21 protein-coding genes are annotated in these 22925 nt (G+C 58.8%); 13 read left to right on the top strand and 8 right to left on the bottom strand.

All coding sequences use genetic code 11. The features are described from left to right. Positions 1-104: 104 nt before the first annotated feature. The 5 genes from XX99_RS17290 (at position 105) to XX99_RS17270 (ending at position 4805) form a co-directional block, all read left to right on the top strand. Positions 105-1589 carry an outer membrane beta-barrel protein gene (locus tag XX99_RS17290; RefSeq protein ID WP_082125744.1) on the top strand — a complete coding sequence of 495 codons (1485 nt, stop codon included), beginning with the start codon at positions 105-107 and terminating at the stop codon, positions 1587-1589. Between the two features lie 334 nt (positions 1590-1923). After that, positions 1924-3240 carry a collagen-like domain-containing protein gene (locus XX99_RS17285; RefSeq protein ID WP_082125666.1) on the top strand — a complete coding sequence of 439 codons (1317 nt, stop codon included), beginning with the start codon at positions 1924-1926 and terminating at the stop codon, positions 3238-3240. Between the two features lie 200 nt (positions 3241-3440). Continuing rightward, the gene (locus XX99_RS17280; protein ID WP_050060650.1) at positions 3441-3974 is read left to right on the top strand and encodes a phage tail protein; all 534 of its coding nucleotides are present in this window, start codon (positions 3441-3443) and stop codon (positions 3972-3974) included. 149 nt (positions 3975-4123) lie between these two features. Continuing rightward, positions 4124-4384 (top strand): DUF4160 domain-containing protein, encoded by a 261-nt coding sequence (locus tag XX99_RS17275; RefSeq protein ID WP_050060649.1) that lies wholly within the window; start codon positions 4124-4126, stop codon positions 4382-4384. Beyond that, positions 4371-4805 carry a DUF2442 domain-containing protein gene (locus tag XX99_RS17270; protein ID WP_050060648.1) on the top strand — a complete coding sequence of 145 codons (435 nt, stop codon included), beginning with the start codon at positions 4371-4373 and terminating at the stop codon, positions 4803-4805. The genes XX99_RS17275 and XX99_RS17270 overlap by 14 nt, the downstream gene beginning before the upstream one ends. A gap of 137 nt (positions 4806-4942) precedes the next feature. On the opposite strand, the gene XX99_RS17265 is transcribed toward XX99_RS17270, so the two are convergent. From XX99_RS17265 to XX99_RS17255, 3 genes are all read right to left on the bottom strand, one after another. Next, entirely contained in the window at positions 4943-5734 is a 792-nt protein-coding gene (locus tag XX99_RS17265; protein WP_050060647.1) for a bestrophin-like domain, read from the bottom strand. 730 nt (positions 5735-6464) lie between these two features. Beyond that, on the bottom strand, positions 6465-7001 hold the full coding sequence (locus XX99_RS17260; protein ID WP_050060646.1) for a type II toxin-antitoxin system antitoxin SocA domain-containing protein: 537 nt from the start codon (positions 6999-7001) through the stop codon (positions 6465-6467). A gap of 266 nt (positions 7002-7267) precedes the next feature. Then, complete coding sequence (locus XX99_RS17255) at positions 7268-9865, bottom strand: endonuclease MutS2 (RefSeq protein WP_050060645.1); 2598 nt, start codon at positions 9863-9865, stop codon at positions 7268-7270. A 392-nt stretch (positions 9866-10257) separates the two neighbouring features. On the opposite strand from XX99_RS17255, the gene XX99_RS17250 reads away from it, so the two are divergent. The 3 genes from XX99_RS17250 to hemB all read left to right on the top strand — a co-directional run bounded on the left by XX99_RS17250 (position 10258) and on the right by hemB (position 12518). After that, positions 10258-10716, top strand: coding sequence for a hypothetical protein (locus tag XX99_RS17250; RefSeq protein ID WP_050060644.1), 459 nt, complete (start codon positions 10258-10260; stop codon positions 10714-10716). A gap of 274 nt (positions 10717-10990) precedes the next feature. Next, entirely contained in the window at positions 10991-11395 is a 405-nt protein-coding gene (locus tag XX99_RS17245) for a hypothetical protein (RefSeq protein WP_050060643.1), read from the top strand. Between the two features lie 25 nt (positions 11396-11420). Further along, positions 11421-12518: a porphobilinogen synthase gene (gene hemB / locus XX99_RS17240; RefSeq protein ID WP_050060642.1), complete on the top strand. Its 1098-nt coding sequence runs from the start codon at positions 11421-11423 to the stop codon at positions 12516-12518. A gap of 268 nt (positions 12519-12786) precedes the next feature. On the opposite strand, the gene XX99_RS27330 is transcribed toward hemB, so the two are convergent. Beyond that, positions 12787-13008, bottom strand: a complete 222-nt coding sequence (locus XX99_RS27330) for a hypothetical protein (protein ID WP_156186050.1) — start codon at positions 13006-13008, stop codon at positions 12787-12789. A gap of 226 nt (positions 13009-13234) precedes the next feature. Between XX99_RS27330 and XX99_RS17230 the strand changes: the two genes are divergently transcribed. The 5 genes from XX99_RS17230 (at position 13235) to lipB (ending at position 16845) form a co-directional block, all read left to right on the top strand. Continuing rightward, positions 13235-13711, top strand: a complete 477-nt coding sequence (locus XX99_RS17230) for a nuclear transport factor 2 family protein (protein WP_050060640.1) — start codon at positions 13235-13237, stop codon at positions 13709-13711. A 438-nt stretch (positions 13712-14149) separates the two neighbouring features. Next, the gene (gene lpdA / locus XX99_RS17225) at positions 14150-15580 is read left to right on the top strand and encodes a dihydrolipoyl dehydrogenase (protein ID WP_050061125.1); all 1431 of its coding nucleotides are present in this window, start codon (positions 14150-14152) and stop codon (positions 15578-15580) included. 82 nt (positions 15581-15662) lie between these two features. Further along, positions 15663-15863 (top strand): type II toxin-antitoxin system HicB family antitoxin, encoded by a 201-nt coding sequence (locus XX99_RS26800; protein ID WP_082125743.1) that lies wholly within the window; start codon positions 15663-15665, stop codon positions 15861-15863. Beyond that, positions 15863-16075 carry a type II toxin-antitoxin system HicA family toxin gene (locus XX99_RS17220; protein ID WP_050060639.1) on the top strand — a complete coding sequence of 71 codons (213 nt, stop codon included), beginning with the start codon at positions 15863-15865 and terminating at the stop codon, positions 16073-16075. The genes XX99_RS26800 and XX99_RS17220 overlap by 1 nt, the downstream gene beginning before the upstream one ends. Before the next feature lie 23 nt (positions 16076-16098). Next, positions 16099-16845, top strand: coding sequence for a lipoyl(octanoyl) transferase LipB (lipB, locus tag XX99_RS17215; protein WP_050060638.1), 747 nt, complete (start codon positions 16099-16101; stop codon positions 16843-16845). Between the two features lie 298 nt (positions 16846-17143). On the opposite strand, the gene XX99_RS17210 is transcribed toward lipB, so the two are convergent. The 4 genes from XX99_RS17210 to greB form a co-directional block, all read right to left on the bottom strand. After that, the gene (locus XX99_RS17210) at positions 17144-19819 is read right to left on the bottom strand and encodes an ABC transporter permease (protein WP_050060637.1); all 2676 of its coding nucleotides are present in this window, start codon (positions 19817-19819) and stop codon (positions 17144-17146) included. 176 nt (positions 19820-19995) lie between these two features. Continuing rightward, positions 19996-20349, bottom strand: coding sequence for a PadR family transcriptional regulator (locus XX99_RS17205; protein ID WP_050060636.1), 354 nt, complete (start codon positions 20347-20349; stop codon positions 19996-19998). Positions 20350-20515: 166 nt separating this feature from the next. Beyond that, positions 20516-21571, bottom strand: coding sequence for a cytochrome P460 family protein (locus XX99_RS26795; protein WP_082125664.1), 1056 nt, complete (start codon positions 21569-21571; stop codon positions 20516-20518). 454 nt (positions 21572-22025) lie between these two features. Then, positions 22026-22655 carry a transcription elongation factor GreB gene (gene greB, locus XX99_RS17195; protein WP_050060635.1) on the bottom strand — a complete coding sequence of 210 codons (630 nt, stop codon included), beginning with the start codon at positions 22653-22655 and terminating at the stop codon, positions 22026-22028. Between the last annotated feature and the right edge of the window lie 270 nt (positions 22656-22925).

Genomic DNA, 22925 nt, shown 5'->3' with positions numbered 1-22925 from the left:
CGCCGCTACGGATAAGCTCGAAGAGGGACGATCACTGCTTCGAACGAACCGGAACGGCGCCGGTCTCGTATGCAAAACAATTCGCCGTACTGAAAATTCCCTCCATGACCCCCCAGAAATCCATCGCAATCAGAGAAATAGCGCCGTCGCGGCGAAATTCACCGCTTCTTCTGCTGTCGCTTCTCCTGACCCTATGCGGAGGGGTCTGTGCGGCCCAGACGCCGTCTCCGAGCCCGGCATCGCAGGGAAATCAGGGCCTTCCGGAGAGCCCGGCTCCGCAGCAGGCTTCGGCGCAGGGTTTCTGGGCGCGGCTCGCCGGGGCGTACCGCGAGGACTGGCATCCGACGCAGCCTGCCGGTCCAGCTCCGCTGCGACGCGGATTGCCCTCGCCGCTCGATTCGCCGCCCTTTCCGAACGCCGACTGGTCTTATGGAGGCTCGCCGACCATCGGCGAGGCGGATACGAATACCTATCCGCTGATGACCGCCTGGAACGGAGCGAAGAGCCGGACCAAGGTTTATGGGTGGGTCGAGCCGACGGTCAACGGCAGCACCTCTTCGCATAGCAACTCACCCGAAGCCAATGACCTGTTCTCGAACCGCCTGGAGATGGATCAGATCGTTCTCTACGTGGAGCGCCTGCCAGACTCCGTGCAGCGGGAGCACGTCGATTTCGGCTTTCACCTGACCGCTCTTTATGGCACCGACTACCGGTTCACGACGGATAAGGGTTATCTAAGCTTTCAGCTGCTCAAGGACAAGCACCAATATGGGTTCGATCCGAGCCTGGAGTATGTGGACGTCTACTTTCCCCATGTTGCGCAAGGCATGAATCTGCGCGTGGGGCGCTATATTTCGATACCCGGAATTGAAGCGCAGCTTGCTCCGAATAACTATATGTACAGCCACTCCCTGCTGTACTCGGTCGATCCCTTTACTGACACAGGCGCGCTGGCGACTATCCAAATGAACAGCCACTGGGTGCTGCAGACCGGCATCTCGGCGAGCCACGATGTTGCGCCGTGGACCCCGGACGCGAAACCATCGGCGACGGTATGCGCGAGCTATACGACGGCATCGGTGAACGATAACTTCTACCTCTGCGCCAACGGCATCAACAACGGTAAGTATGCCTATAACAACGTTCAGCAGTACGACGCAACCTGGTACCACAAGTTCTCGAAGACATGGCATACCGCGACCGAGGTCTACTCCATGTCGCAGCGCGACGTGCCCAGCGTCTTCGGCCCCATCAAGCCGGAGCTGAATACCTTTGCGGCTGCATGCCATGCAGGTTTAACTACCTGCTTTGCCCCGGAGTATGCGGCTGTGAACTACATCAACAAGGAGCTGGGACCGCATAACTTCATCTCCTTCCGCAGCGACTATCTCGACGATAAGAAAGGACAGCGTACCGGCGTGAATTCAAAGTACACCGAGAACACGCTGATGCTGGCGCACTGGATCGGATCGACGATACAGATTCGGCCGGAGATTCGTTTCGATCGCGCCTGGGATCGCAAAGCCTATGACAACGGCAGGCGGCAGAGCCAGTTCACGGCGGCCACTGACTTGATTTTCCACTTCTAGAAAAGGGAAAGATCGCGGATTCGCGTTGTAGTCAGGGTAACCCTATCAAATAACTTTTAAGTTATTTCACGATAGCTTATCTTTTCCACCTCGAAAGTCGTAGTTACCTTCACTCTCGGCCTCCCTTCTTATCCCGCGCATATATTTTCTTTACAAAACTTATCTCGCCTGCTTAGAATCGCCCGCGTCCCGGATTAGACCGGAATCTTGCCTCCCGGCCTGGGCTCTTGTGTAACAGACAGCATCGAAGCGGCGGGTTCGCAGCACCTAGTCGAGCCTACATCTATGTACGACAGTTAATGGCACGGCCTACTCACTTACCTCGAGGATAGTTATGCTCGCACGTCTATGTCTTGCCTTGTGCCTGGCGGCTCCCAGTCTCCTTCTCGCTCAGGAAAACACCATTCCGCTGATCTCGGATGTGACCGAGAACGCTGCCGGGACCCAGATCACGATCAACGGAATTGGCTTCGGAAAGACAGCCCCTTTCGTCGCGCTGGGCGAAACCGAGCTGAGCGTAGTCAGCGCCAACGATCTCGCGGCTACCGCGAGGGTTCCGAGCGGAACCACGCCGGGGACATACCTGATTTATCTCAGGAATAGCCGGAGCCGTCGCGTCGCCCAATTCACCGCAACGATCGGTCAGCAGGGAGCGGCCGGACCGCAAGGACCAGCGGGACCGATGGGGCTGCCTGGTCCAGCTGGTCCAACTGGTCCGGCTGGCGCTAAAGGCGCTACTGGAGCAGCCGGACCGGCTGGAGCCACAGGCGCAACCGGACTTACGGGACCGGCCGGCGCAACTGGCGCAGCCGGGCCAGCGGGGCCGATCGGACCTACGGGCGCCACAGGAGCAACCGGGCTCACCGGACCAGCCGGCGCAACGGGTGCGGCTGGACCCATCGGACCGGCGGGTCCAACCGGATTGACCGGGCCGGCAGGGGCGACCGGCGCAACCGGAGCGACAGGAGCAGCCGGACCTATCGGTCCCACGGGACTTACCGGGGCGGCGGGAGCCACTGGCGCGACGGGCGCAACAGGGCCTGCTGGACCGATCGGATTGACGGGTCCGGCGGGGCCGACAGGTGCAACCGGGGCTGCTGGGGCGACCGGAGCTGCGGGCGCAACAGGAGCGACCGGACCAGCAGGGCCGGCGGGACCTGCCGGACCTGCTGGACCTACGGGTGCTACCGGAGCAACCGGAGCGACGGGGCCTGCCGGACCGGCTGGCGGATCGAATCTGTCCGGCTTTTCCCTCAACGCCGCCTTCGTCAACCCCGGAAGCGGATCGGCAGGAACCACCTATTTCCTTGCACCCGACGCCGTGAGCGGTATTGACGTCAACAACAACACATCCATCCTTTCCCAGGCGAACTTTGTGGTGGCTCCCTCGGCGTGCACCGTCTCCGCACTCAATGTTGGAGCGAACAACTTCGCTGCGCCCACGGGAACTGACACCGTCACCGTCACCGTCTACAAGAACACAACGGCCACCAGTATGACGTGCAGCACTACGGTCAATAACAATGGGGCCAGCTGTTCCGACCAGAGCCACACCTTCACCGTGGCCGGCGGCGACATCCTGAACCTCGCCTACTCCGAAACGAACGTCAACCCCAACCTGAAGATCACGACCACTCTCATCTGCCAATAACTGCTTATCGACCAAGCCCCGGTCCGGACCGCGCTATGACGATCCGGATCGAGGCATGAATCGATGAGCGATGCTGCCGGAGTCTGGCTCGAAGCTCGATCCCAAACCATCGTTGCGATTTGATCTAGAGCGCGACCGGCACACCGCCTGCGACTTACTACGCCGTAAATTCGCTCAAGAAGAAATAAGGAGAATGCTGAATGAATAACTATATTGGCCAAATCCTGCTGGTCGCCTTCAACTTCGCCCCGCAGGGCTGGGCTCTCTGCAACGGACAGACGCTCTCCATCGCGCAGAACACCGCGCTCTTCTCGCTGATTGGAACCACCTACGGAGGAGACGGTGTGAGCAACTTTATGCTGCCCAATCTGCAGAGCCGGGTTCCTGTGCATCAAGGCCAGGGCCAGGGCCTAAGCCCGTATGTGATGGGCCAAGTGGGCGGAGTGGAGCAGACCGCTCTGCTGGTCGCCAACCTGCCCTCGCATACTCACCCGGCCAACTGCAGCAACACGCCGGGCCCGAACGCCGACCCGACGAACGGTTTCTGGGCCGAGGTGAACACGGGAGGCCGCGAGCCCTCGATCAGCCCCTCCTATGCGACCAGTGCCACCAAGACGATGGCTCCCACCGCGATCGGTCTCACCGGCAGCAACCAGCCTTTGGGAGTGGTGCAGCCGTATCTGTGCATGAACTACATCATCGCGCTGCAGGGAATCTTCCCGTCACGGGGCTGATTCGTCCGAGATAGAAAACAAACAGGAGCCGGAGTTGAGCTGCTTGTCCTCGATTGATCTGGGGATGAGGAGCCCTCCGGCTTTGGTTTTGTTGGCGTCTATTTCTTTTTTGGGGCTATAGAACCTAACCATGTTTAGGTTATGATTTTATGGGATTACTAAAATTCGACGGTGTCCTGTTCGTGGTCTACTCCAATGATCATCTACCGCGGCATGTTCATGGATATCTCGGGGAGACAGAGGCGATTGCCGACCTTTGCAGGGATGGATCGATCACACTCGCGGATCGCAAGGATGCTATCCGGCCATCGAATGCGAAACGATCCGACGTAAAGAATATTTTGGACGCCGCCGCTCTGCGCTTCGAAGAGCTTGTGGCGCTGTGGGAGAAGATGCATGGCAAAACATAGAATCGTGACGACCGACGCTGAGATCGATCGCGCCATTGCGCGTGCGGAGAGCCTTGAAGGCGAGCTGCGTGTGACCGCCGTTGAATACAGGCCGAGCCCGGGACTCGATCTGCTCATCCTCAAATTAAGCGATGGACACCGGTTGCTGATTCCGCGTGAGGATCTGGAGGGATTGCAATCGGCTACGCGAGATCAAATTGCGCGGGTGGAGATTCTCGGCGATGGAACCGGGCTGCACTGGCCGTCTCTCGATCTCGACTATTACGTGCCGAATCTGCTGCGCGGCGTGTATGGAACAAAGCGCTGGATGGCGCAGATCGGACGCAGCGGCGGTTCGGTTACGAGCAAGGCCAAGAAGCGGGCTTCGCGGGCGAATGGGTTGAAGGGTGGGCGACCGCGGAAGGTGGTCGCGGCGTCGTAAGTGGAATCCTACATCTCGAAGGCGGGATGGGACTGGCCGTCCAGGCAATTGGGCCTTTGGCGCTCGTTCTGGTGGTCATCACGATGGTTGAGATCTTCCACATCGCAAGGGCGAGATCTGGGGCACGCTGCTAGCCCCTATTTCATGAGTGCTTGATATACGCGCTCCAGAGATTCAGGCCCAACGGAAACATTCCCCCTAAAAGGATTGTCCAAGGCCGCGATGAGGAAGATTAATAGTCCTAGCAGACCGCTCATCAGGCCAGTCATCCAGCGGTGCATGATCATAGACCGCATATCGAAAAAGAAAGTGACACTGATCGAGATTATCGCTCCAAAAATTACCAGCCACCAAAGTGACGGTGGAAGGCTCATGTCAGTACTTTCCAGCCTTGAACGCCTTGCCTCCACTAACTGATTGAACTGTCTGAACACTTCAGCATGGAGAACCTGTTGTCCCAATGACTTTGGCTCGAAATTCAGAATATCTTCCTGCACGCTCGACAGTATCTCATCAGCACCACCGGGACTGATGCCTTTGCGCTGAAGTGGCCAGCTTTTGTCAATGATCTCGCGCGTATATGCCCTCAGGTCAGCCATTAGCTTCGAACTTACAGGCTCCGGGTAACCGCGCGAATCCCGATAAAGCGAGGCAATAATCTGTGCCTCGTGATCAACGCGATCCTGAACGGCGGAGTAGTTAGTCCAAGTTCCCACGGCAACCAGGCCTAAGGTAATGCCATAAAACACCGTCACCGCGCCAAGAAAGTAGCCAACGATGTCATTGTGTGAATGATCTTCGGAGTGGGCCCGCTTTGCTATCTTTCGTGTGAGCGGAAGCCCGATGAGGCCGAAGAGGACAAAGGCTACAATGCACAGCAGAGCGAATAACCAATTGGGGAGATCGTAAACCCAATAAAGCGTGAACATTTCTCTCTCCTGACATCTGATTTAAGCCAGTCGTTTACTCCGTCCGGGCGACCTGCTTGGAGTAATGATGTCACTCCCCGCGTGGCCTAAGTCCGCCGCGTCCCGTGTAGAAAGTTAGCGCTTTTTTTCTCGTACAGTTATACATCACGTGTTGCCGGGGATGACCTTGGAACCGTGAGGGCTCTAAAAAACTTGAAGCGTGTTTCCTAAATCTTTTCGTAGGGTGATTCAGAAGCAGGCGAGATAGAAGGAGGCTCTCTAAGTGGACTTCTATCCGCCGATTGATCCAGACCCACACCTGAAAATCTGGCGGCGTGCCGACGCGAAGGGGTGGTTATGAGCAAGGCCAAGAAGCGGGCTTCACGGGCGAATGGGTTAAAGGGTGGGAGGCCGCGGAAGGTGTTGGTTGTGTCGTAAGTGGAAGCCCACATCTCAATGGCGAGATGTGGGCACCCGAGCGCTATTGAGAGCCTCTGAACAGAGCTGCATGCAGCGTGACTTCGTTATCTGTGAATGAATAAAGCACAGTGATGTCAGGAATTTTGAGCGCCTTACATCCAGATTGGCGATAAATCCAATAAATGCCTGACCGATGCGTTCCAGCCTCAGGCCTGCGGCTCAAATACCACTCTATGGCTTCGATCGATTCGTGGACTAATCGAAATGTTTTCGAGGCGGCGTCTATATCTTGTGATACTTCAGGGTCATGAATCAACGTCCGTAGTTGCATTTATCGAGTGAGTTCCGCAATCTTGCGATCTGCCCACTGCACATCCTCCTCGGTTATCTCCCCGCGATTGGCTAAGACTGTATATATAGGAATTTCTTCGCCAATCTCGGCAGCCTTCCAGATCTCGTTGTGGGTGGCATCGCTCACGGACTTCGCGGTATTTTGGTCGCACACCATGGTGATCATCCGATCTATAAGGCTTATTTCCTGCGCGGTGAAAAGGCCGTCTATTTGCGGCTCAGTCAGAGAAATATATTCTTTCTTCGGCTTGCCATAGTAGACAGCATCCTTAACGAGGATGGCATGATCCTCTACTAGCTCATTAATAACCGGAACTATGGCGTGAGCCCTGGGGCCGTATTCTCCCTTGACGAACTTCACGCCAGTTAGAGGCTCGTCTGTTTTCAAAAAAGAACTGGTTTCTGTATACCAAATCACTTTGTTTAACTTGGTTGCTCCTAAACGAGAGGGATTCTCGCATCTAGAGCAAATGAAGTGAACAAGCGTTTTAAATTTCTCTCTTTTGAAGGTGCTCATATGCCCTCCGCAATCTCGACCTAGACTGCCTTCCGTCTGACGATGCACGTTATTCCTATCGGCACCAAGACGTTTACCCCGACTGCGGGAAGGCATTCTCAAACTTTCATACAGATTTAGACGCAACGATAACAATGAATTTCACACCTTGCACAGATTAATCTCCAGCGGCCGCATTTCGCATCAGAAAATGCACTCTATGAACGTGATTTGTTCTATATGGGAGTGTGAGTTTAAGCGATCGCGATGTAGCCATTGACAGAACCTTACTCTTTAAACTCCACCACCGTAGCACCAGCTCCGCCTTCGTTCTGTCCTGGCTCGGTTACTGTGGCTACCTGGGGGTGGTGTTTTAGCCATTCTCTTAGGGTTCTTCTTAAGATCCCCATTCCGGTCCCGTGGATGATTCTTATTCTGGGCAGGCCGTTCAGGAATGCTTTGTCTAAGAACTTCTCTACTTCGTCCTGAGCTTCGTCGGCGGTGCGGCCGATTACGTTGATCTCCCAACTGATGCTGGCGTCGGGTTCGGCCATGGATACTGAGACTCCGCTGCGCCGGCGTACGGCCTGGAGCGGCGTCTGGCGCTGGTTGGTATTGGATGGCGAGTGGATGACCTCGGCGATCTCGTCGCGGGCTACGCGCATCTTCATGATGCCGACGGAGACTTCGAAGTTCTTGTCGTCGATCTGGCGCTGCACGGTGGCGGTCTTGCCCAGCGTCTTGAGCTTGACGGTGTCCCCCGCGGAGATGTGGCGCACGATGTGCGGCTGGGCGTGGGCATCGCCCTTGTCGGCTCCGGTGTGCGTGGCGACGACCGAGGCGTTGAAGCCCTCGGCAAACTCGCGGCGCAGGCGGGCGATGCGGCGCTCAGCATCCTTACTTAGCTTTTGTTGGGCGGCCTTGTCGTCGATGGCCTTGACCGTCTCGCGCGCCTGGTACTCAAAATCTTTCAGCAGAGACGCGAGCTGGTGCTCCATCTCCTTGACCTTGGCGCGCCACTCCTTCATGCCGTCAGCTTCGAGTCTCTGCTTCTCCCTCTTTAATTCGCCTTCAAGTATCTGGTAGCGGGCGCGCTCGGCGGTGACTTCGCGGAGCTGCTGGTGCAGGCTGTCGAGGAAGCGGCCGATGTCGAGGGTCTGCGTGCTGAGGCGGCGGCGCGCGGACGCGACCATCTCCGGTGCGAGGCCGAGGCGGGCGGCGATGTTGATGCCGGCGGAGGCTCCCGGCACGCCCTGGCGTAGCTCGTAGGTGGGGGCGAGGGTCTGCTCGTTGAATCCCACGGCGGCGTTGATGACGCCCTCGGTGTTCTCGGCATAGACCTTGAGCGAGGTGTGGTGCGTGGAGATGATGGACCAGCAGCGCGCGTGCAGGAAGTGCTCGGCGATGGCGACGGCCAGGGCTGCGCCCTCTTCGGGGTCGGTGGCGGAGCCTAATTCATCCAGAAGAACGAGCGATGCCGAATCTGCGCGGGCGGCGATGCGGTTGAGGTTCACGATATGCGCGGAGAAAGTCGACAGGTTCTGCTCGATGGATTGCGCGTCGCCAATGTCGGCGAGGAAGGCGTCGAAGATGGGGAAGACGGCTTCTTCGACGGAGACGGGCACGCCGCTCTGGGCCATGATGGCGAGCAGGCCGGTGGTCTTGAGGCCGACGGTTTTGCCTCCGGTGTTGGGACCGCTGATGATGAGCTGGCGGTCGTCGGTGGTGAGCGCGAGGCTGACCGGAACGATGGCTCCTCCCTGGGCTTTGAGGCGATGTTCGAGGAGAGGATGGCGGGCGTGTTTTAGGGTTAGGTTGGCCTCGGGGGCTAAAGCCCCTTTCTGCTCGGTGTGCGCGGTCCGCGGGCTGAAGCCCGCTCCTACCTGGGTTTGATCCCACATCTCAGAATCGAGATGTGGGGCACCCGATGCAGTGGACGGTGTGTCGCTTAGCGAGAACTTTGGGGCGATGCAGTTGTATTCCTGCGCGAAGCGGGAGCGGGCGTGCAGGGTGTCGACTTCGGCGAGGACTTCGGAGCCCTTCAGGATGGTTGGCGCGTACTGGCCTATCTGGCGGGTCATCTGCGCGAAGATGCGATGGATCTCGGCCTGTTCGTCCTCTAATAATCGGACGAGGTCGTTGTTGAGCTCGATGGTTTCGAGGGGCTCGACGTAGACCGTTTGCCCGGACGAGCTCGATCCATGAACGACGCCTTGCACACGGCGCTTCCACTCGGCCTTGACAGGGATGACGAAGCGCTCGCCGCGGATGGTGATGAGGTCATCCTGCGTCGAGCCGCCTTCGGCGAAGCGGCGCAAGGCTCCGCGCAGGCTGTCTTCGATGGCTTTTTGTTGACGATCCATCTCGCGGCGGATGCGGCGCAGCTCGGGCGAGGCGTCATCGGTGAGGCTCCCGTCGGGCAGGATGCGGTCGCGCAGCGACTCGACGAGCGGCGTGAGCGGGGTCGAGCAGAGCTCAGAGCTCAGAGCGCAGAGCTCAGGTAATGCATCGGCGAGCGATTGTGGCGGTTGGGCGATGATCGAGGCCCATGCCGAAACGTCTTCGGCGAGGTTGACTACGCGGCGAATCTCTTCGGCTTCGAGAGCTGCGCCTTCGATGCGCGACTTGGCCAGCAGGTCCGAGGGATCGAAGAGGGAGCCGACGGATGGCCGGACTCCTTCGTTGAGCAGCAGGCGCATTTCAGCGACCAGGGCGTGCTGGCGGTCGATCCAATCGCGGTCGGTCGAGGGCGCGAGGGCGAGCAGCCAGTCGCGGCCGGTGGCGGATTGGGCGTAGGCGGAGAGCAGCGCGAGAAAACGATCCCACTCGAGCGCGGAACGGCTACAATCGCTGACGATTGACGGAATAGGATGCGCCAGGGGCATGTTTACATGATAGTCGGCTGAAAAGCGGGTCGCGGGGGAAGCGGTTGGCTGAAGGGCGGATGGCTGAGAAGCGGGTCGCGGGGGTTGTGGTATCCGAAGAGAAGAGTTTACCCACATCTCAGAAGCGAGATGTGGGGCACCCGGTTTTTAGCTGACCGCTTTTTAGCCAACCGCACTCTAGCTAACCGGCTTTTAGCCAACCGCTTCTTAGCCGGCGGGAACCCGCGCGGCTCTGCATACGTACTTTCTTTCAGGTTCTTTTGTTGTAAAGGAGGGCCAACATGTTCTGTAGCGGGTGTGGACAACCGATTACTCCGGGGCAGCAGTATTGTTTGCGGTGCGGGCGGGCGGTTCCGGTAGCGGGGCTTGCAGGAGGGCCTGTTGGCGGGCCGGTGGCTTATGGTGGAGTGGTTATTCCTCCGGTTGGTTATGTTTATAACCGCGTTCACCGGCACCTGCAGGCGGTGAGCGTGTTGTGGATCGCCTATGCGGCGTGGACCATGTTCCAAGGGCTGCTGGCTCTGTCGTTCTTTGCGGGCGGACCGCTGGGACATTATTTCGGGCACTGGAATCATGGGCCCTTTGGGGAGTTTCCCTTCAATCGCATGGCCTGGCTAGGGCCTGTGATCCTCTTCTCCACGATTGCGCGGACGATTCTTTCCGCGGTGACGGGTATTGCGCTGGCGCGGCGAGCGCCGTGGGCGCGCATGTTGGCGCTGGTCGCGGCTTTTCTTACGCTCATCAAACCGATTACGGGAACGGCTCTGGCGATCTATACGCTGTGGGCGCTGTTTCCGGCGGCTTCCGCGGTTGAGTATGAGCAGATGAAGTGCCGGGAGCCGCTCTTGTAACTCCACTTTGACTGCAGGGTAGAACCCACATCTGAAAATCCAGATGTGGGGCACCCGGTTTTGTTTGAGGGATGGAAACTGCTGGTCCCTCGGCTCGCGGTGCTCGCTCGGGATCACAGGTCTGGAGGACGGCCCTGACATGAAAACAGTCCGCTCAAGACGTCTCCATCGTTGCCACTCTTTGCCACAATGAAGCGTTTCCTTGCGTCGCTCGAAGACGGGACTGCCCCTTTTCCGAGAAGCTTGATCTACTCAATTGGCAAGGAGCACTGCAATGATCCGTTCCGTGTACGAAGGAGAATCGCTATTCGAAGATGAGTCCGGTGGGACGGCAGCTCGAACGGCCAGGTTCACGGTCAAGCTGAATCTGCTTCAAAATGGATTCAACGCAACCGATGACTTCCTGGATAGCTGGATAAAGCTTTCCGCCGCGGGACGCTTTGGAACCACGCTGGGGTTTCGGAAACGCGTCTGCGAAGGAGATCACTTTCAGGTGATTGTGCCGCTGCGAGGAAAGAAGAAAGTAGTGAACGGCTTCGTCGTGTGGGGATATCCGATCCTGTACACGTGGGACGGTAAAGCGAAGCCCGTAATGGCCAGAGTAATGCCACCGGGCTGGCACATTTCGCAACCGGGACGATCGATCCTTCCGCCGCAATTTTGCCAAACGAAACCGTGAATCCCGCACGCTTTAAAATCAAGATATGGAATTTCCTGTTACGCGTTTGCGCCGTCTGCGACGCTCGGAGGCTATGCGCAGCCTGGTGCGTGAGACGAGCCTTGAGCCCTCTGCGCTGATTTATCCCTTGTTTCTTTGCCCCGGTGAAGGTGTGCGCAAAGAGATCGGCTCGATGCCCGGCGTCTTCAATCTCTCTATCGATGAAGCGGTGAAGGAAGCTGAAGAGGCTGCGGCGCTTGGTCTCGGCGGCCTGCTGCTCTTTGGGCTGCCGGAGTCGAAGGACGAAAAGGGCTCGGGCGCTTACGACGAAAATGGAATCGTGCAGAGCGGACTGCGCGAGCTGAAGAAGGCGGCGGCGGCGAAGAAGCTGCTGCTCATCGCCGATGTCTGCCTGTGCGAATACACCTCGCATGGCCATTGCGGGATCGTGAAGAAGACGAAGAGTAGTTCGGGGGCGAGCAGTTCGGGGGCGAGTAGTTCTTCAACGAAGGGGTCGGCGGCGGCGAAAAAGTCCGCCGCTGGTTCGGGAAAATCGGATAGCGGTTCGGATGCCGACTATGAGATCGAAAACGATTCGAGCCTGCGCCTGATCTCGAAGACGGCCGTGTCGCTGGCTGCGGCGGGTGCGGATATCGTGGCTCCGAGCGACATGATGGATGGGCGCGTGGCGGCGATTCGCGACGAGATGGACGAGGAAGGCTACGAGCAGATTCCGATCCTGTCTTATGCCGCGAAGTTCGCATCGGCGTTTTATGGGCCGTTTCGCGAGGCGGCGGATTCGGCTCCGCAGTTCGGCGACCGACGCAGCTACCAGATGGATGGGGCGAATCTGCGCGAGGCGATGCGCGAGATCGATCAGGATCTGGGCGAGGGCGCGGACATGATCCTGATGAAGCCGGCGATGCCGTATCTGGATGTGATTCGCGCGGCGCGGGAGCGCTTCGATGCGCCGATCGGGGCGTATCAGGTGTCGGGCGAGTACTCGATGCTGCAGGCGGCCTTTGCCAAGGGCTGGCTGGAGCCGCAGCGGGCGATGATGGAGTCGCTGCTGTCGATCCGGCGCGCAGGTGCTGGGTTTATCGTGACTTATTTTGCTAAGGATGCGGCTCGGGTGCTGGGCTAAAGCAGACTGGTATGGGCGCCAATCACTATTGGCGCCGTCCGGCAGATATTGATCCCGAACCATTTTGCTTGATCGTCTCGGAGCTCCAACGCTGCATCCTCGCTTTAGACGATTTGGGTGTTCCGCTGGCAGGTCCCAGCGGCAACGGTCTTCCGCAAATCTCCGCGCGGAGTCGATCGCTTTCAACGGAGTCAGCGCCTGCGGCCATCCTGAAAATGATGAAATCTCGATTCCATTTCCATCTGAACTGGCATCGGGGGTCGGCGCCTCAGACGACGCCGTTGTGGGGCGGTGGTTCATCGGCGTGGAGATTCGGCGCAGAACGTGTAACGGGAATTGCAGCTACGAGCCATTTCTTCTGCCCCGTGTCGTAAAGCCGCGCACGCTCACCGTCGACGATCCCGACGATCGCCCATTCGAAGACTGCAAGACAGGCTTTCGCCCTTATGATCTTGCAGCGCAGTGCGCACTGCTCATTTGCAAGCATCATCTCGGGAATCGATTCAACGTCTGGTCGGGTGGATCCGACTGGCACTGGAATGACGCGCGTCGAATCTGCTACCTCTCCCTCCACTATCCGTTGACTCAATTCAGAATCGACCGCGATCTAGGCTTGATCGAACAATGAGGTTACAACTCACAACGGCTTGAAGATTCAAGAAACAAAAGCGCTCACGGAGCATCTTTCACTAGAGAAAAGATTCAGGAGAAAGCGAATGACATCGACCGTAGCGACTACCCTTGCGCCCCCCTTCACCCGTGAAACCGCTATCCAGAAGGTTCGTGCCGGCGAAAATGGCTGGAACTCCCGCAACCCGGAGAAGGTCTCGCTGGCCTATACCGTCGACAGCATCTGGCGCAATCGATCGGAGTTTGTGACCGGCCGAACGGAGATCGTTGCCTTCCTGACCCGCAAATGGGCCAAGGAACTGGATTACCGGCTGATTAAGGAGCTCTGGGCCTTCGACGGAAATCGCATTGCGGTGCGTTTCGCGTATGAGTGCCATGACGCGTCGGGACAGTGGTATCGCTCTTATGGCAATGAGAACTGGGAGTTCGACGAGAACGGCCTGATGAAGCATCGGCATGCGAGCATCAACGACCTGGCGATCAAGGAGTCGGAGCGTCTGTATCACTGGCCCCTGGGAACGCGTCCCGAGGATCATCCTGGGTTGAGCGATCTGGGGCTTTAATTTCTATTCAGCTGCGGAGGGGGACTGCAGGTCCCTCGGCTCGCTGTGCTCGCTCGGGATGACAAATTTGTGTGGGGAGTTGTAGCTTTTGTTGAATCCCACATCTCAAACGTGAGTGTTCAGTCTCATGACCTTCTTTACAGAATGTCCCTGTAGATCCTTTACACTTCTGCGCTCGGCTCGCGGTGCTCGCTCGGGGTGACAAGTTTGTGGGAAGTTGCAGCTTTTGTGGAATCCCACATCTCAAGATCGAGATGTGGGGCACCCGCCTCATTCCGTCCTGTCGACGCACGGTGGTCTCGCATCTTTGCGCCTGGCTGTGCATCTTGAACTTTGGAACCCTTGCGTACAATAAGACTGTTTGGGTGAAGGCGGCTTTTGCCTCCTTTTCGCTCACGCATGTGGCTTGCAGAACCCATTTTCAGATCGGAGTTTCCCTTGGCAGAGACCATTTACGACGTAGCGATCATCGGTGGCGGCCCCGCCGGCTATACCGCAGCCATCCGCGCGGGCCAGTACGGCTTGAAGGTCGCGTTGATTGAGAAGGATAAGGCCCTGGGCGGCACCTGCCTCCTGGTCGGCTGCATCCCGACCAAGGCCCTGCTCTTCAATGCCGAGGTCTACGACCATCTGAAGCATGCGAAGGATTACGGGATCGACGGATTGAGCGAAGGCTCTCTGAACTGGAAGACGATTCTCGACCGCAAGAACTCGATCGTGACCCGGCACACCAAGGGTCTGGACTTCCTGATGCGGAAGAACAAGGTGACGGTGGTTCCGGGCTTCGGCAAGCTGACCGGTCCGGCAAAAGACGGCGTTCACTCGATCGAAGTTACGCCGCAGGATGCGGAAAAGGGCAAGGCCACCACGGTCAAGGCGAAGAACGTGGTTCTGGCCACCGGCTCCAATGCCCGGCTTCTGCCTGGCCTCGAGGCCAGCGACCGGGTGATGACGAATATCGAAATCCTCTCGATGGCGAGCATTCCGAAGTCGCTGGTGATTATCGGCGCGGGTGCGGTGGGCGTTGAGTTCGGATCGATCTTCAAGAGCTTCGGCTCCGATATCACGATCATCGAGTATTTGCCGCGGCTGGTTCCTGCCGAGGATGAAGAGGTCAGCAAGGAGCTGGCTCGCGCCTTCCGCAAGCGCGGCATCGACACCAACGTCGGCGCCAAGGTGGAGAAGGTGGAGACGACCAAGGACGGCGTGAAGGTGACCTTCACCGGCTCGGACGGCAAGCAGGTGGTGAAGGAAGCCGAGAAGGTGCTGGTGGCCGTAGGCCGCGCACCGCGCACCGAAGGCATTGGGCTGGACAAGACCAAGGTGGCCGTGGACCGCGGCTTCATCAAGGTCAACGAGTACATGCAGACGGATGAGGCGGGCATCTACGCTATCGGAGACATCGTGGCGGGCATGCCGCAGCTGGCTCACGCTGGTTCCATGGCCGGACTGGTTGCAGTGGCCAAGATCGCAGGCAAGTACGCGCGACCCATCAAGCGCGAGCGCATTCCCGGCTGCACCTATACCGAGCCGCAGATCGGCAGCGTGGGTCTAACCGAGGCCAAGGCGCGCGAAAAGGGCCTGGAGATCAAGGTGGGCAAGTTCCCGTTCGTGGGCAACTCGAAGGCCACCATCGTCGATTCGCACGACGGCTTCGTGAAGGTGATTGCCGATGCCAAGTATGGAGAAATCCTCGGCGTTCACATCATCGGGCCGCAGGCGACGGAGCTGATCGCCGAAGCGGTGACGGCGATGGAGCTCGAGGCGACGGTCGAAGACATGATGTGGACGATTCACGCTCATCCCACTCTTTCCGAAGCGATGCTGGATGGCTTCAGCAGCGTGGAGGGGATGGCGATCAACGTTTAAGTGACCGGGGTGAGTGACTTTCGATTTAGTAAACAGACGAAAGGGTAGCCTCGGCTACCCTTTCACTTCTATGATTCCTTTTATGACCTATCGAGTGGTGCTGCAAAAATCCGAGGAAGGTTTCGCGGTTTCTTGCCCGGGTTTGCCCGGCTGCTGGTCACAAGGTGCTACGGAACAAGAAGCGCTGGCGAATATCCAGTCGGCTATCGCTGAATACCTCGAGGCCGTCGAAGAGCTTACCCGAGGGCGCGACGTTCGTGAAGTGGAAGTAGCCGCTCATTAATGGGCAAGCTGCCTGGGGTCGCTCATCTTCATGCAGTGCGGGCTTTGGAGAAAGCGGGCTTCCGAATCTTGCGGCAAGGCAAACACGTCGTGATGACGAATGGCGAACGTATCCTTACCATTCCTCGACATAATCCCGTAAACGCCCTGACCATGGGCGGAATTATTCGCGATGCGGGATTGACGATAGAACAGTTTCGCGAGTTTCTGTGAAGCTGTGTCCGGTCTGATTCCGAATGATCCTCAATCTTGTCCATCTCGGCCGTGTCGATTATGCCTCGGGGCTTTCGATCCAGAAGCAGGTGATCAAAGCTCGGCATGCGGGACTGATCGGCAACACGCTGCTGCTGCTCGAACATCCGCCGGTGTTGACCTACGGGCGCAACTCCGGCCGCGGCAATATCCTCGCCAGCGATGAGTTTCTTGCTTACCGCGGAGTGGAGATCCATGAGATCAATCGCGGCGGCGATGTCACCTACCACGGGCCGGGCCAGCTGGTGGGTTATCCCATTCTCGATCTGCGCAGCTTCACTCTGGGTGGATCGGAGAAGCGGTTGGGCGCGGTCGACTATGTGCGGCTGCTCGAAGAGGTTCTGATTCGCGCCTGCGCCGATTTCGGCGTTCGTACGCAGCGCATTGCGGGACGCACGGGAGTGTGGACTCTGGCCGGCGGGTCGATCGAGGAGAAGAAGGTCGCGGCGATTGGAGTTCATATCTCTCGCGGCATTACTTCCCATGGGTTCGCGTTGAATGTGACGACCGATCTGCGCGATTTCGATCTCATCGTGCCTTGCGGCATCTCCGACCGCACCGTTACCAGCCTGGAGCAGGAGACGGACGTGGGTTCCCCGGCTACGATGGAAAACGCCATCAACGCGGTGGCTCGCCATTTTGGGCGAGTCTTCGAGCACCAGGTGCTCTGGTTGGAATCGGTCGAGGATCTTCTCGGCGTGGCTCCGCAGGCCGGCGAGTCAGCAGGTTAGCTAGTCAGCTGCCTCGTTCGCTCCCACATCTCAAAATCGAGATGTGGGGCACCCGGTTGGGTTTTGGAACATCTCCCAAGGGCTGAAGCGCTGAAAGCCTGGTTTGTATCAGGACATGGCTGAAGCCATGCCCTGATACAGAACCATCTACCCGTCAGCGCACTGCTGGTCACCGGCATCGGCCTTTACGGCGTGCTCGCCTCTTCCACGGCCTTAAGGAAAACTGCAGGTCCCTCCACTTCGCTTCGCTTCGGTCGGGATGACAACGCACCGGTGGCCAACGAGCATCGGCGTCGCATCACTCCGAACGTAGCGCCTGCATGGGATCGATGCTTGCCGCTCTGACTGCCGGCACGAGCGAGGCGATGGCGGCGATCAGGCAGAGGATGGCGAGCGACGCGGAGAGGATCCAGGGATCGCGCGCCGAGGTTCCGTAGAGAAACGATGCGACCGCACGCGAGGCTAGAATCGCGGCGATGAGTCCGGCCACGCAGCCTGCGCCCGCGGTCCATGCATTTTCGCGGAAGATGAGCCCGATCACCTGCGACGGCGCGGCTCCCAACGCCATCCGGATGCCGATCTCGCTGGTCCGCCGCGCGGTGGAATAAGCGAGCACGCCGTAAAGGCCGATGCCGGTGACCAGCAGCGCGCTAACGGCAAAGAAGATGGAAAGCAGCGCCATCACCCGTTCCGCTGCAATGGAATCGTCCACCTCTTTGTCCATGGTGTGGAAGCTGGGCTCCGGAATGTCTGGAGAGACGGAGGTAAGAATGCCGCGAATCGCCGCTGCCAATGGTGCAATGGGGCCAGAGAAGCGAACCATCGCGGTGAAGCTGGGCTTCTTGTTATGCCCGTCGGCGCTTATGGGGTAGTAGACCGTAGGCGGCGCAGGCTCTTTCAAAGTGCTGTACTTGGTGTCTTCGACAATGCCGACGATGGTCTCGATCCGTTCGGGCTTGCCGGGTATCGAGCCAGCCAGAGTCTTGCCCAGCGCATCGCCGGATGGAAAAAACATCTTTGCCGCTGCGTGATTGATGATGACCCGGCCTCCCTGGTCAGGCAAATCTCGCGTGTTGAAATCGCGGCCTTCGAGGATTGCCGTACGCATCGCGTCAAAGTAGCCGGGGCCGATGGTATTGGTATAGACGTCGCGGTCTCCTCCGCCGGGTGCATGCTCGCTGCTCATCATCGAAGAGCCGGAAAGAGGCGGCACGCTGGCGTAGCCCACGGCGCGCACCCCGGGCAGAGCGGAGATGCGTTCGGCGATATCGCGATAGAGGCGAATCACCGCTGGCCCCTCAAGCGGCTGCCGGTCGGGATCGATATTCACTTCGACCAATCCGTGGGCATCGAAGCCCTGGCCGGAGTGATAAAGCCGGAAGAGGCTGGCCCCGAGCAGTCCGGCTCCGGTGACCAGGACCATGGTCAGCGCCACTTCCAGCGTCAGCAGGGCTTTGGGCAACAGCCGCCGGTGTTCGCTCTTCGTGGAGCCTCGTCCTCCATCCTTCATGTGCTGCACAAGATCGCCGGCCGTGGCCTGGAACGCGGGCAGCAGGCCCACCAGCATGGTGGAGAGAACCGCAGCGCCCGCTGCAAAGAGCAGCACGCGCCAGTCGATGCTCGCATCCAGATAAAGCGTCTGCGAGCCGTGCGTCAACATGTTCACCAGCAGGCGGCTGGCAAGCGGCGCGAGTGCGAGCCCAGCGCCAGTTCCGAGAACAGCGAGCAGCAGGCTGTCGATCATCAATTGCTGAATCAGGCGGCGGCGCGAAGCTCCAATCGCGAGCCGTGTGGCAATCTCGCGTTCGCGCGATGCGGAGCGGGCCAGCAGCAGGCTGGCCAGATTGAGACAGGCCAGCAACAACACCAGCACGCAGAGCGCGAAGGTCATCAACAACGGGCTGCGATACTCGGTGCGCAGATTGGAGAAGCCGGCCGCTCCGGATTCGGCGCTCACGCCGAGACTTTCCCGGTCCGCCTTGAAAAATGACCACTTCGGATCGGTGATCACCTCTCGCATGATCGCCGGAGAAGCCGCCGCCAGCGCCGCATTGGCCTGAGCCAGAGAGACGCCGGGCTTGAGGCGGGCGCCCACGCGCAGCCACCATGACTGATAAGACTGATCCAGCATGGCGTAGGGGCCATCCACCAGCGGCTCGGCGCTCAGCGGGATGTACAGCCGGGGCCGGTGCGTGGCATCGGCGCCGATGAAGCCGGGAGGCATGACACCGACGACGGTGAAGGCAACGCCATCGAGCATGAGCCTGCGGCCCAACACGTTCGGGTCGCGATCGAAATGCACCTTCCAGAAGGAGTCGCTGATTACAACGCCATACCCAGCTGCACCCTTGCGATCATCGCCCGGGGTGAGCGCGCGGCCCAGCTGCGGTGCTGTCTCCATGGCGTCGAAAAACTGTCCGCTCACCATGGCGCCATCGACCTGCTCATTGCCGTTCTTGCCTCGAAATTGAAACTCATGGGAATTCGTAGCAAAGGCGTGGTGGAAGATATCGTGGCGAGCTTCGAGCGCGCGAAAGAGCGGTGTGCAGAAGCTATAGGCTATCGGCCCGGGATGTAACTTGAGCAAGACCAGCCTCTGCGCATCGGGCACGGGCAGAGGACGCAGCAGCAGTCCGTTCAACAGGCTGAAGACCGCGGTGTTCGCGCCCACACCTAATGTCAACGTGAGTATGGCTACGAACGTAAAGCCGGGCGAACGGCGCAGCAGGCGCGCGGAGAAGGCAATGTCGCGCAATAAATTCTCGATAGCCGGCCATTGCCACGATGCGCGGCTGCGCTCCTCGATCACGGTGCGATTGCCGAAGGCCCGGCGCGCCGCCTGCTCTGCTTCCTGACGGCTGAGGCCATCGAGACGCATGAGCTGTTCGGTCTTCTCTTCGAGGTGCTGGCGCAGCTCCTCGGACAAATCGCTGTAGATGCGACGGCGGCGGAAGATAAGCCTGAATGGGTTCATAGAGTGCTACTCGTTTCTCAGCGCTTGCACGGGCCCGATGGATACGGCGCGGCGCGCCGGCAACAGTGCGGCTATAAGGCCTGATCGCGCCAGCGTTGAAATGGCTGCAAGAAAAATCCTCGCGCTTCCGTATGAACGCGGAAGATGCTCGATAGCCAGCCACGCGCTTCCTCTTCTCAGGATTGCTGTCTGGCCGGGCCTAGAACCAGCGCAATGCCTTCGAACATGCGCTCGAAACTCAACTTCTCGCGCTCCAGGCGACGCACACCGGCAGCGGTGATGGTGTACATCCTTATGCGCCGGTTGGTCGAGGAGATGGCCCATTCCGCCTTGACCAGCTTGTCTTTAAGAAGACGCTGAAGGGCGGGATAGAGCGAGCCTTCTTCCACCTGAAGAAGATTGTTGGAGCGCTGCTGGATGTGCTGGACCAGCGCGTATCCGTGCGCCGGCTGCCGGCGCAGCGATTCGAGAATCATCATCTCGAGCGCACCGGGAAAGAGATCACGCGATGTTTCTTTGCCTTGTACCATAATGCCTTGTACCAACAGGCCTAGACTAAAATGGTGTCCGGCCGGATGTCAAGGGTTTGTATTCTCTCGCAAAAAATTGGACTTCCGAGGAAGTCCACTTTGAGGATCGTTGAGTCAACGATTCAGCTTGGCTACAAAACGAGAGGTGCGGGGTGCTGCTACAGCTTCATCTGCGCCCGTAATCGGTGAAGACGTAATCTTTTGTCTTCACTTTCGTGTGGCATGTGAATCCGCACTTGGCGTCGTTCGCCTGCGGCGGCTTGTCAGTCAAGTTGCCGAGCCTGAATTGACCGGAGGCTGCGTCATACTCGAAGACGCCATAACCCCATCCGCCGCTGTCCGCGAATCTCTTGCTGTCCTTCACCATGAAATCGACGTCATGCTGCGGGCCTGGCACGGTCGGCGCACCGGGTTCACCGACATCGACCTTCGCAGTCCAATGGACCTTCGCCATCTTGGCGCCATCTGGAAAGGGCTTGCCGTTACCGGGAATGCCCGACTTATAAGCCTCGATCATCACAGGATTCCCGAGAATCGCAGCTACCGCGTTTCCATTGTGGCTAAGAGCGATCACGGGCCAGCCTTCGTATCCTCTGAACTCAGCGAACGCGAGACCATTCGGTACTTTGAGGGTGTACTTGTCCTGCGCGGACGTGACGGTTCGTGTCTGTGAAGGGCCTGCCGTGGAAGCGGAGGCAGCGTCGAGGCGGGGAAGGTTGTGGATGTAACGCGTAAGCTTCCAGGTGTCGTTCTCTGAGATACTCGACTTCCATGCCGGCATGCCGGTGAGGCGGACTCCGTTTTGTATGATCCAAAACAGTTCCGCGTCGCTCCAATGCTGCACGTGGGCTGAGGTCAGATCCATGGCAGGCGGCGCCATGTTGCGCCCGATGTTGGTGTCGCCACGCGCCTCCGGACCATGACACTGCGCGCACGATCCGAGAAACACTTCCTGGCCCTGGCTCGCGACCTCTTCCGTATCGGGCAGCGGGTTCTTCATCTTCCCTGCCTCCAATGGAATGGCGACGTCTTTCGCCGCATTGGCCAGGCTGGTCTCTCCCTCTGACGGAGCTTTGCCCGCAGTGCAGCCTTGAAGCGAAGCGCCCAGCATCGCACCGATCACGCCAAGCATCAGCTTATGTTTTAGCGTCGCGCTGCGATCACTTCCACACCGCGCGCCGATCGCCGGCAGACCCACAGCTTTCCTCTTACGTTCAGGCATGCCGTGCTCTCCTTTTACAAAGAAAGTTTCTAGGCCCGATCCAGCGTGTGATTGCCCCTTGGGGCTTCTGATGTCTGTGGAACTGAATGCGGCGGTGGTCGAGTCCCGCTCCGCGCCGCCGGCCGCTAACGCGGCGCGAGTGATCTATTTGTACTCCGGCGCTTATGGTTTGGGAAGACTACGTTTCAGCTGTCGAGTGAAGGACGGGATCTCGAAAAAGTTGGGGCTGCGCGCCTCCGACATCGCGCGCTGCCGCAACCCAACAAATAGCTGGAGACTCACAGACTTCTTCTAAGTGATCTGAGCGTGGCGATAGCATGGATTCATGGAGGCTCGCATCGCTCTCGTGCGATATGGATTCCTTCCGCAACCTGCGTTTATGCGGACGCGACTCATCTTCCGTCGCTTGCCAAGAGCCGATATCGTTCTATTACGGTCGTCGCTCTTTCATGGCTTATGCCGTTTCGTCTTCTTCGTCGAGTGAGAGCCGGCGAGGAAGTTCTTTGGTCGAGGCCTCGGATCCAGGCGGTTCACGAAACGGTTCCACAGGGATGCGCTTGTAGCACACTTCCTCCACCGTCAAGTGTTCTGTGCCGCCCGGGGCGTGAAGAACTACGCTGTCCCCCGCTGCCGACTTCATCAATGCGCGCCCAAGAGGTGACATCCAACTGATGTGGTTGCGGTCGAGATCGATCTCGTCAACGCCTACGATGCTCACCACTCGCTCCGCTCCCGCGGCATTGGCATAGCGCACGGTCGCACCGAAGAACGCCCTCGTCTGCCGCTGCCCCGATCTCGGAGCTTCCGGATCCACCACTTCTGCGGCTTCGATTCGCTTTGAGAGAAAGCGTATCCGCCCATCGATCTGCCGCAGTCGTCGCTTGCCATACTGATAGTCGGCGTTTTCACTACGATCGCCATTGCTCGCGGCCCACGCCACCACCTCCACTACGGCGGGGCGGTCCCTGGTGAGCAGAAACTGGTGCTCATCTTTGAGGCGCTGCAGCCCGCTGGGGGTTATGTAGTTTTTGACTCCCGACGCGGGCTCGTCCGCTTGTGGTCTTCTGGTGAACCCTTTTTGCATCTCGTATTACTCCCAGCGTGAATCCGGTGAATGTGCCAATCGATGTGGATGAACACCGATGGAGAACCTGAGGTTCCCCGTTCGTGGGAGTTCATCTGCATCGCTCCCTTATTTTTTCACGTGTTCCTGCACTTGAGCGATCGTATCCGTCATCACGAACAAGAGCCGGATAAAACACATTGGGACATCGGCGTGGATAAGCCGGCATAGAGGAGACAATCAACCTGCCTGATAAGTGCATTGGCGATGAAGCACTCGCCGAGAACGGCG

The sequence above is a fragment of the Silvibacterium bohemicum genome, from assembly GCF_001006305.1.
In the GTDB taxonomy this organism is placed as follows: domain Bacteria; phylum Acidobacteriota; class Terriglobia; order Terriglobales; family Acidobacteriaceae; genus Silvibacterium; species Silvibacterium bohemicum.
Note: the sequence above shows the minus strand (reverse complement) of the source record. Positions and strands in the feature narration are given on the sequence as shown.

Excerpts from the sequence above, each read along its gene's own strand:
- XX99_RS17290 (WP_082125744.1), top strand. The coding sequence starts at position 105 with ATGACCCCCCAGAAATCCATCGCAATCAGAGAAATAGCGCCGTCGCGG.
- XX99_RS17285 (WP_082125666.1), top strand. The coding sequence starts at position 1,924 with ATGCTCGCACGTCTATGTCTTGCCTTGTGCCTGGCGGCTCCCAGTCTC.
- XX99_RS17280 (WP_050060650.1), top strand. The coding sequence starts at position 3,441 with ATGAATAACTATATTGGCCAAATCCTGCTGGTCGCCTTCAACTTCGCC.
- XX99_RS17275 (WP_050060649.1), top strand. The coding sequence starts at position 4,124 with ATGGGATTACTAAAATTCGACGGTGTCCTGTTCGTGGTCTACTCCAAT.
- XX99_RS17270 (WP_050060648.1), top strand. The coding sequence starts at position 4,371 with ATGGCAAAACATAGAATCGTGACGACCGACGCTGAGATCGATCGCGCC.
- XX99_RS17265 (WP_050060647.1), bottom strand. The coding sequence starts at position 5,734 with ATGTTCACGCTTTATTGGGTTTACGATCTCCCCAATTGGTTATTCGCT.
- XX99_RS17260 (WP_050060646.1), bottom strand. The coding sequence starts at position 7,001 with ATGAGCACCTTCAAAAGAGAGAAATTTAAAACGCTTGTTCACTTCATT.
- XX99_RS17255 (WP_050060645.1), bottom strand. The coding sequence starts at position 9,865 with ATGCCCCTGGCGCATCCTATTCCGTCAATCGTCAGCGATTGTAGCCGT.
- XX99_RS17245 (WP_050060643.1), top strand. The coding sequence starts at position 10,991 with ATGATCCGTTCCGTGTACGAAGGAGAATCGCTATTCGAAGATGAGTCC.
- hemB (WP_050060642.1), top strand. The coding sequence starts at position 11,421 with ATGGAATTTCCTGTTACGCGTTTGCGCCGTCTGCGACGCTCGGAGGCT.
- XX99_RS27330 (WP_156186050.1), bottom strand. The coding sequence starts at position 13,008 with ATGATGCTTGCAAATGAGCAGTGCGCACTGCGCTGCAAGATCATAAGG.
- XX99_RS17230 (WP_050060640.1), top strand. The coding sequence starts at position 13,235 with ATGACATCGACCGTAGCGACTACCCTTGCGCCCCCCTTCACCCGTGAA.
- XX99_RS26800 (WP_082125743.1), top strand. The coding sequence starts at position 15,663 with ATGACCTATCGAGTGGTGCTGCAAAAATCCGAGGAAGGTTTCGCGGTT.
- XX99_RS17220 (WP_050060639.1), top strand. The coding sequence starts at position 15,863 with ATGGGCAAGCTGCCTGGGGTCGCTCATCTTCATGCAGTGCGGGCTTTG.
- lipB (WP_050060638.1), top strand. The coding sequence starts at position 16,099 with ATGATCCTCAATCTTGTCCATCTCGGCCGTGTCGATTATGCCTCGGGG.
- XX99_RS17210 (WP_050060637.1), bottom strand. The coding sequence starts at position 19,819 with ATGAACCCATTCAGGCTTATCTTCCGCCGCCGTCGCATCTACAGCGAT.
- XX99_RS17205 (WP_050060636.1), bottom strand. The coding sequence starts at position 20,349 with ATGGTACAAGGCAAAGAAACATCGCGTGATCTCTTTCCCGGTGCGCTC.
- XX99_RS26795 (WP_082125664.1), bottom strand. The coding sequence starts at position 21,571 with ATGCCTGAACGTAAGAGGAAAGCTGTGGGTCTGCCGGCGATCGGCGCG.
- greB (WP_050060635.1), bottom strand. The coding sequence starts at position 22,655 with ATGCAAAAAGGGTTCACCAGAAGACCACAAGCGGACGAGCCCGCGTCG.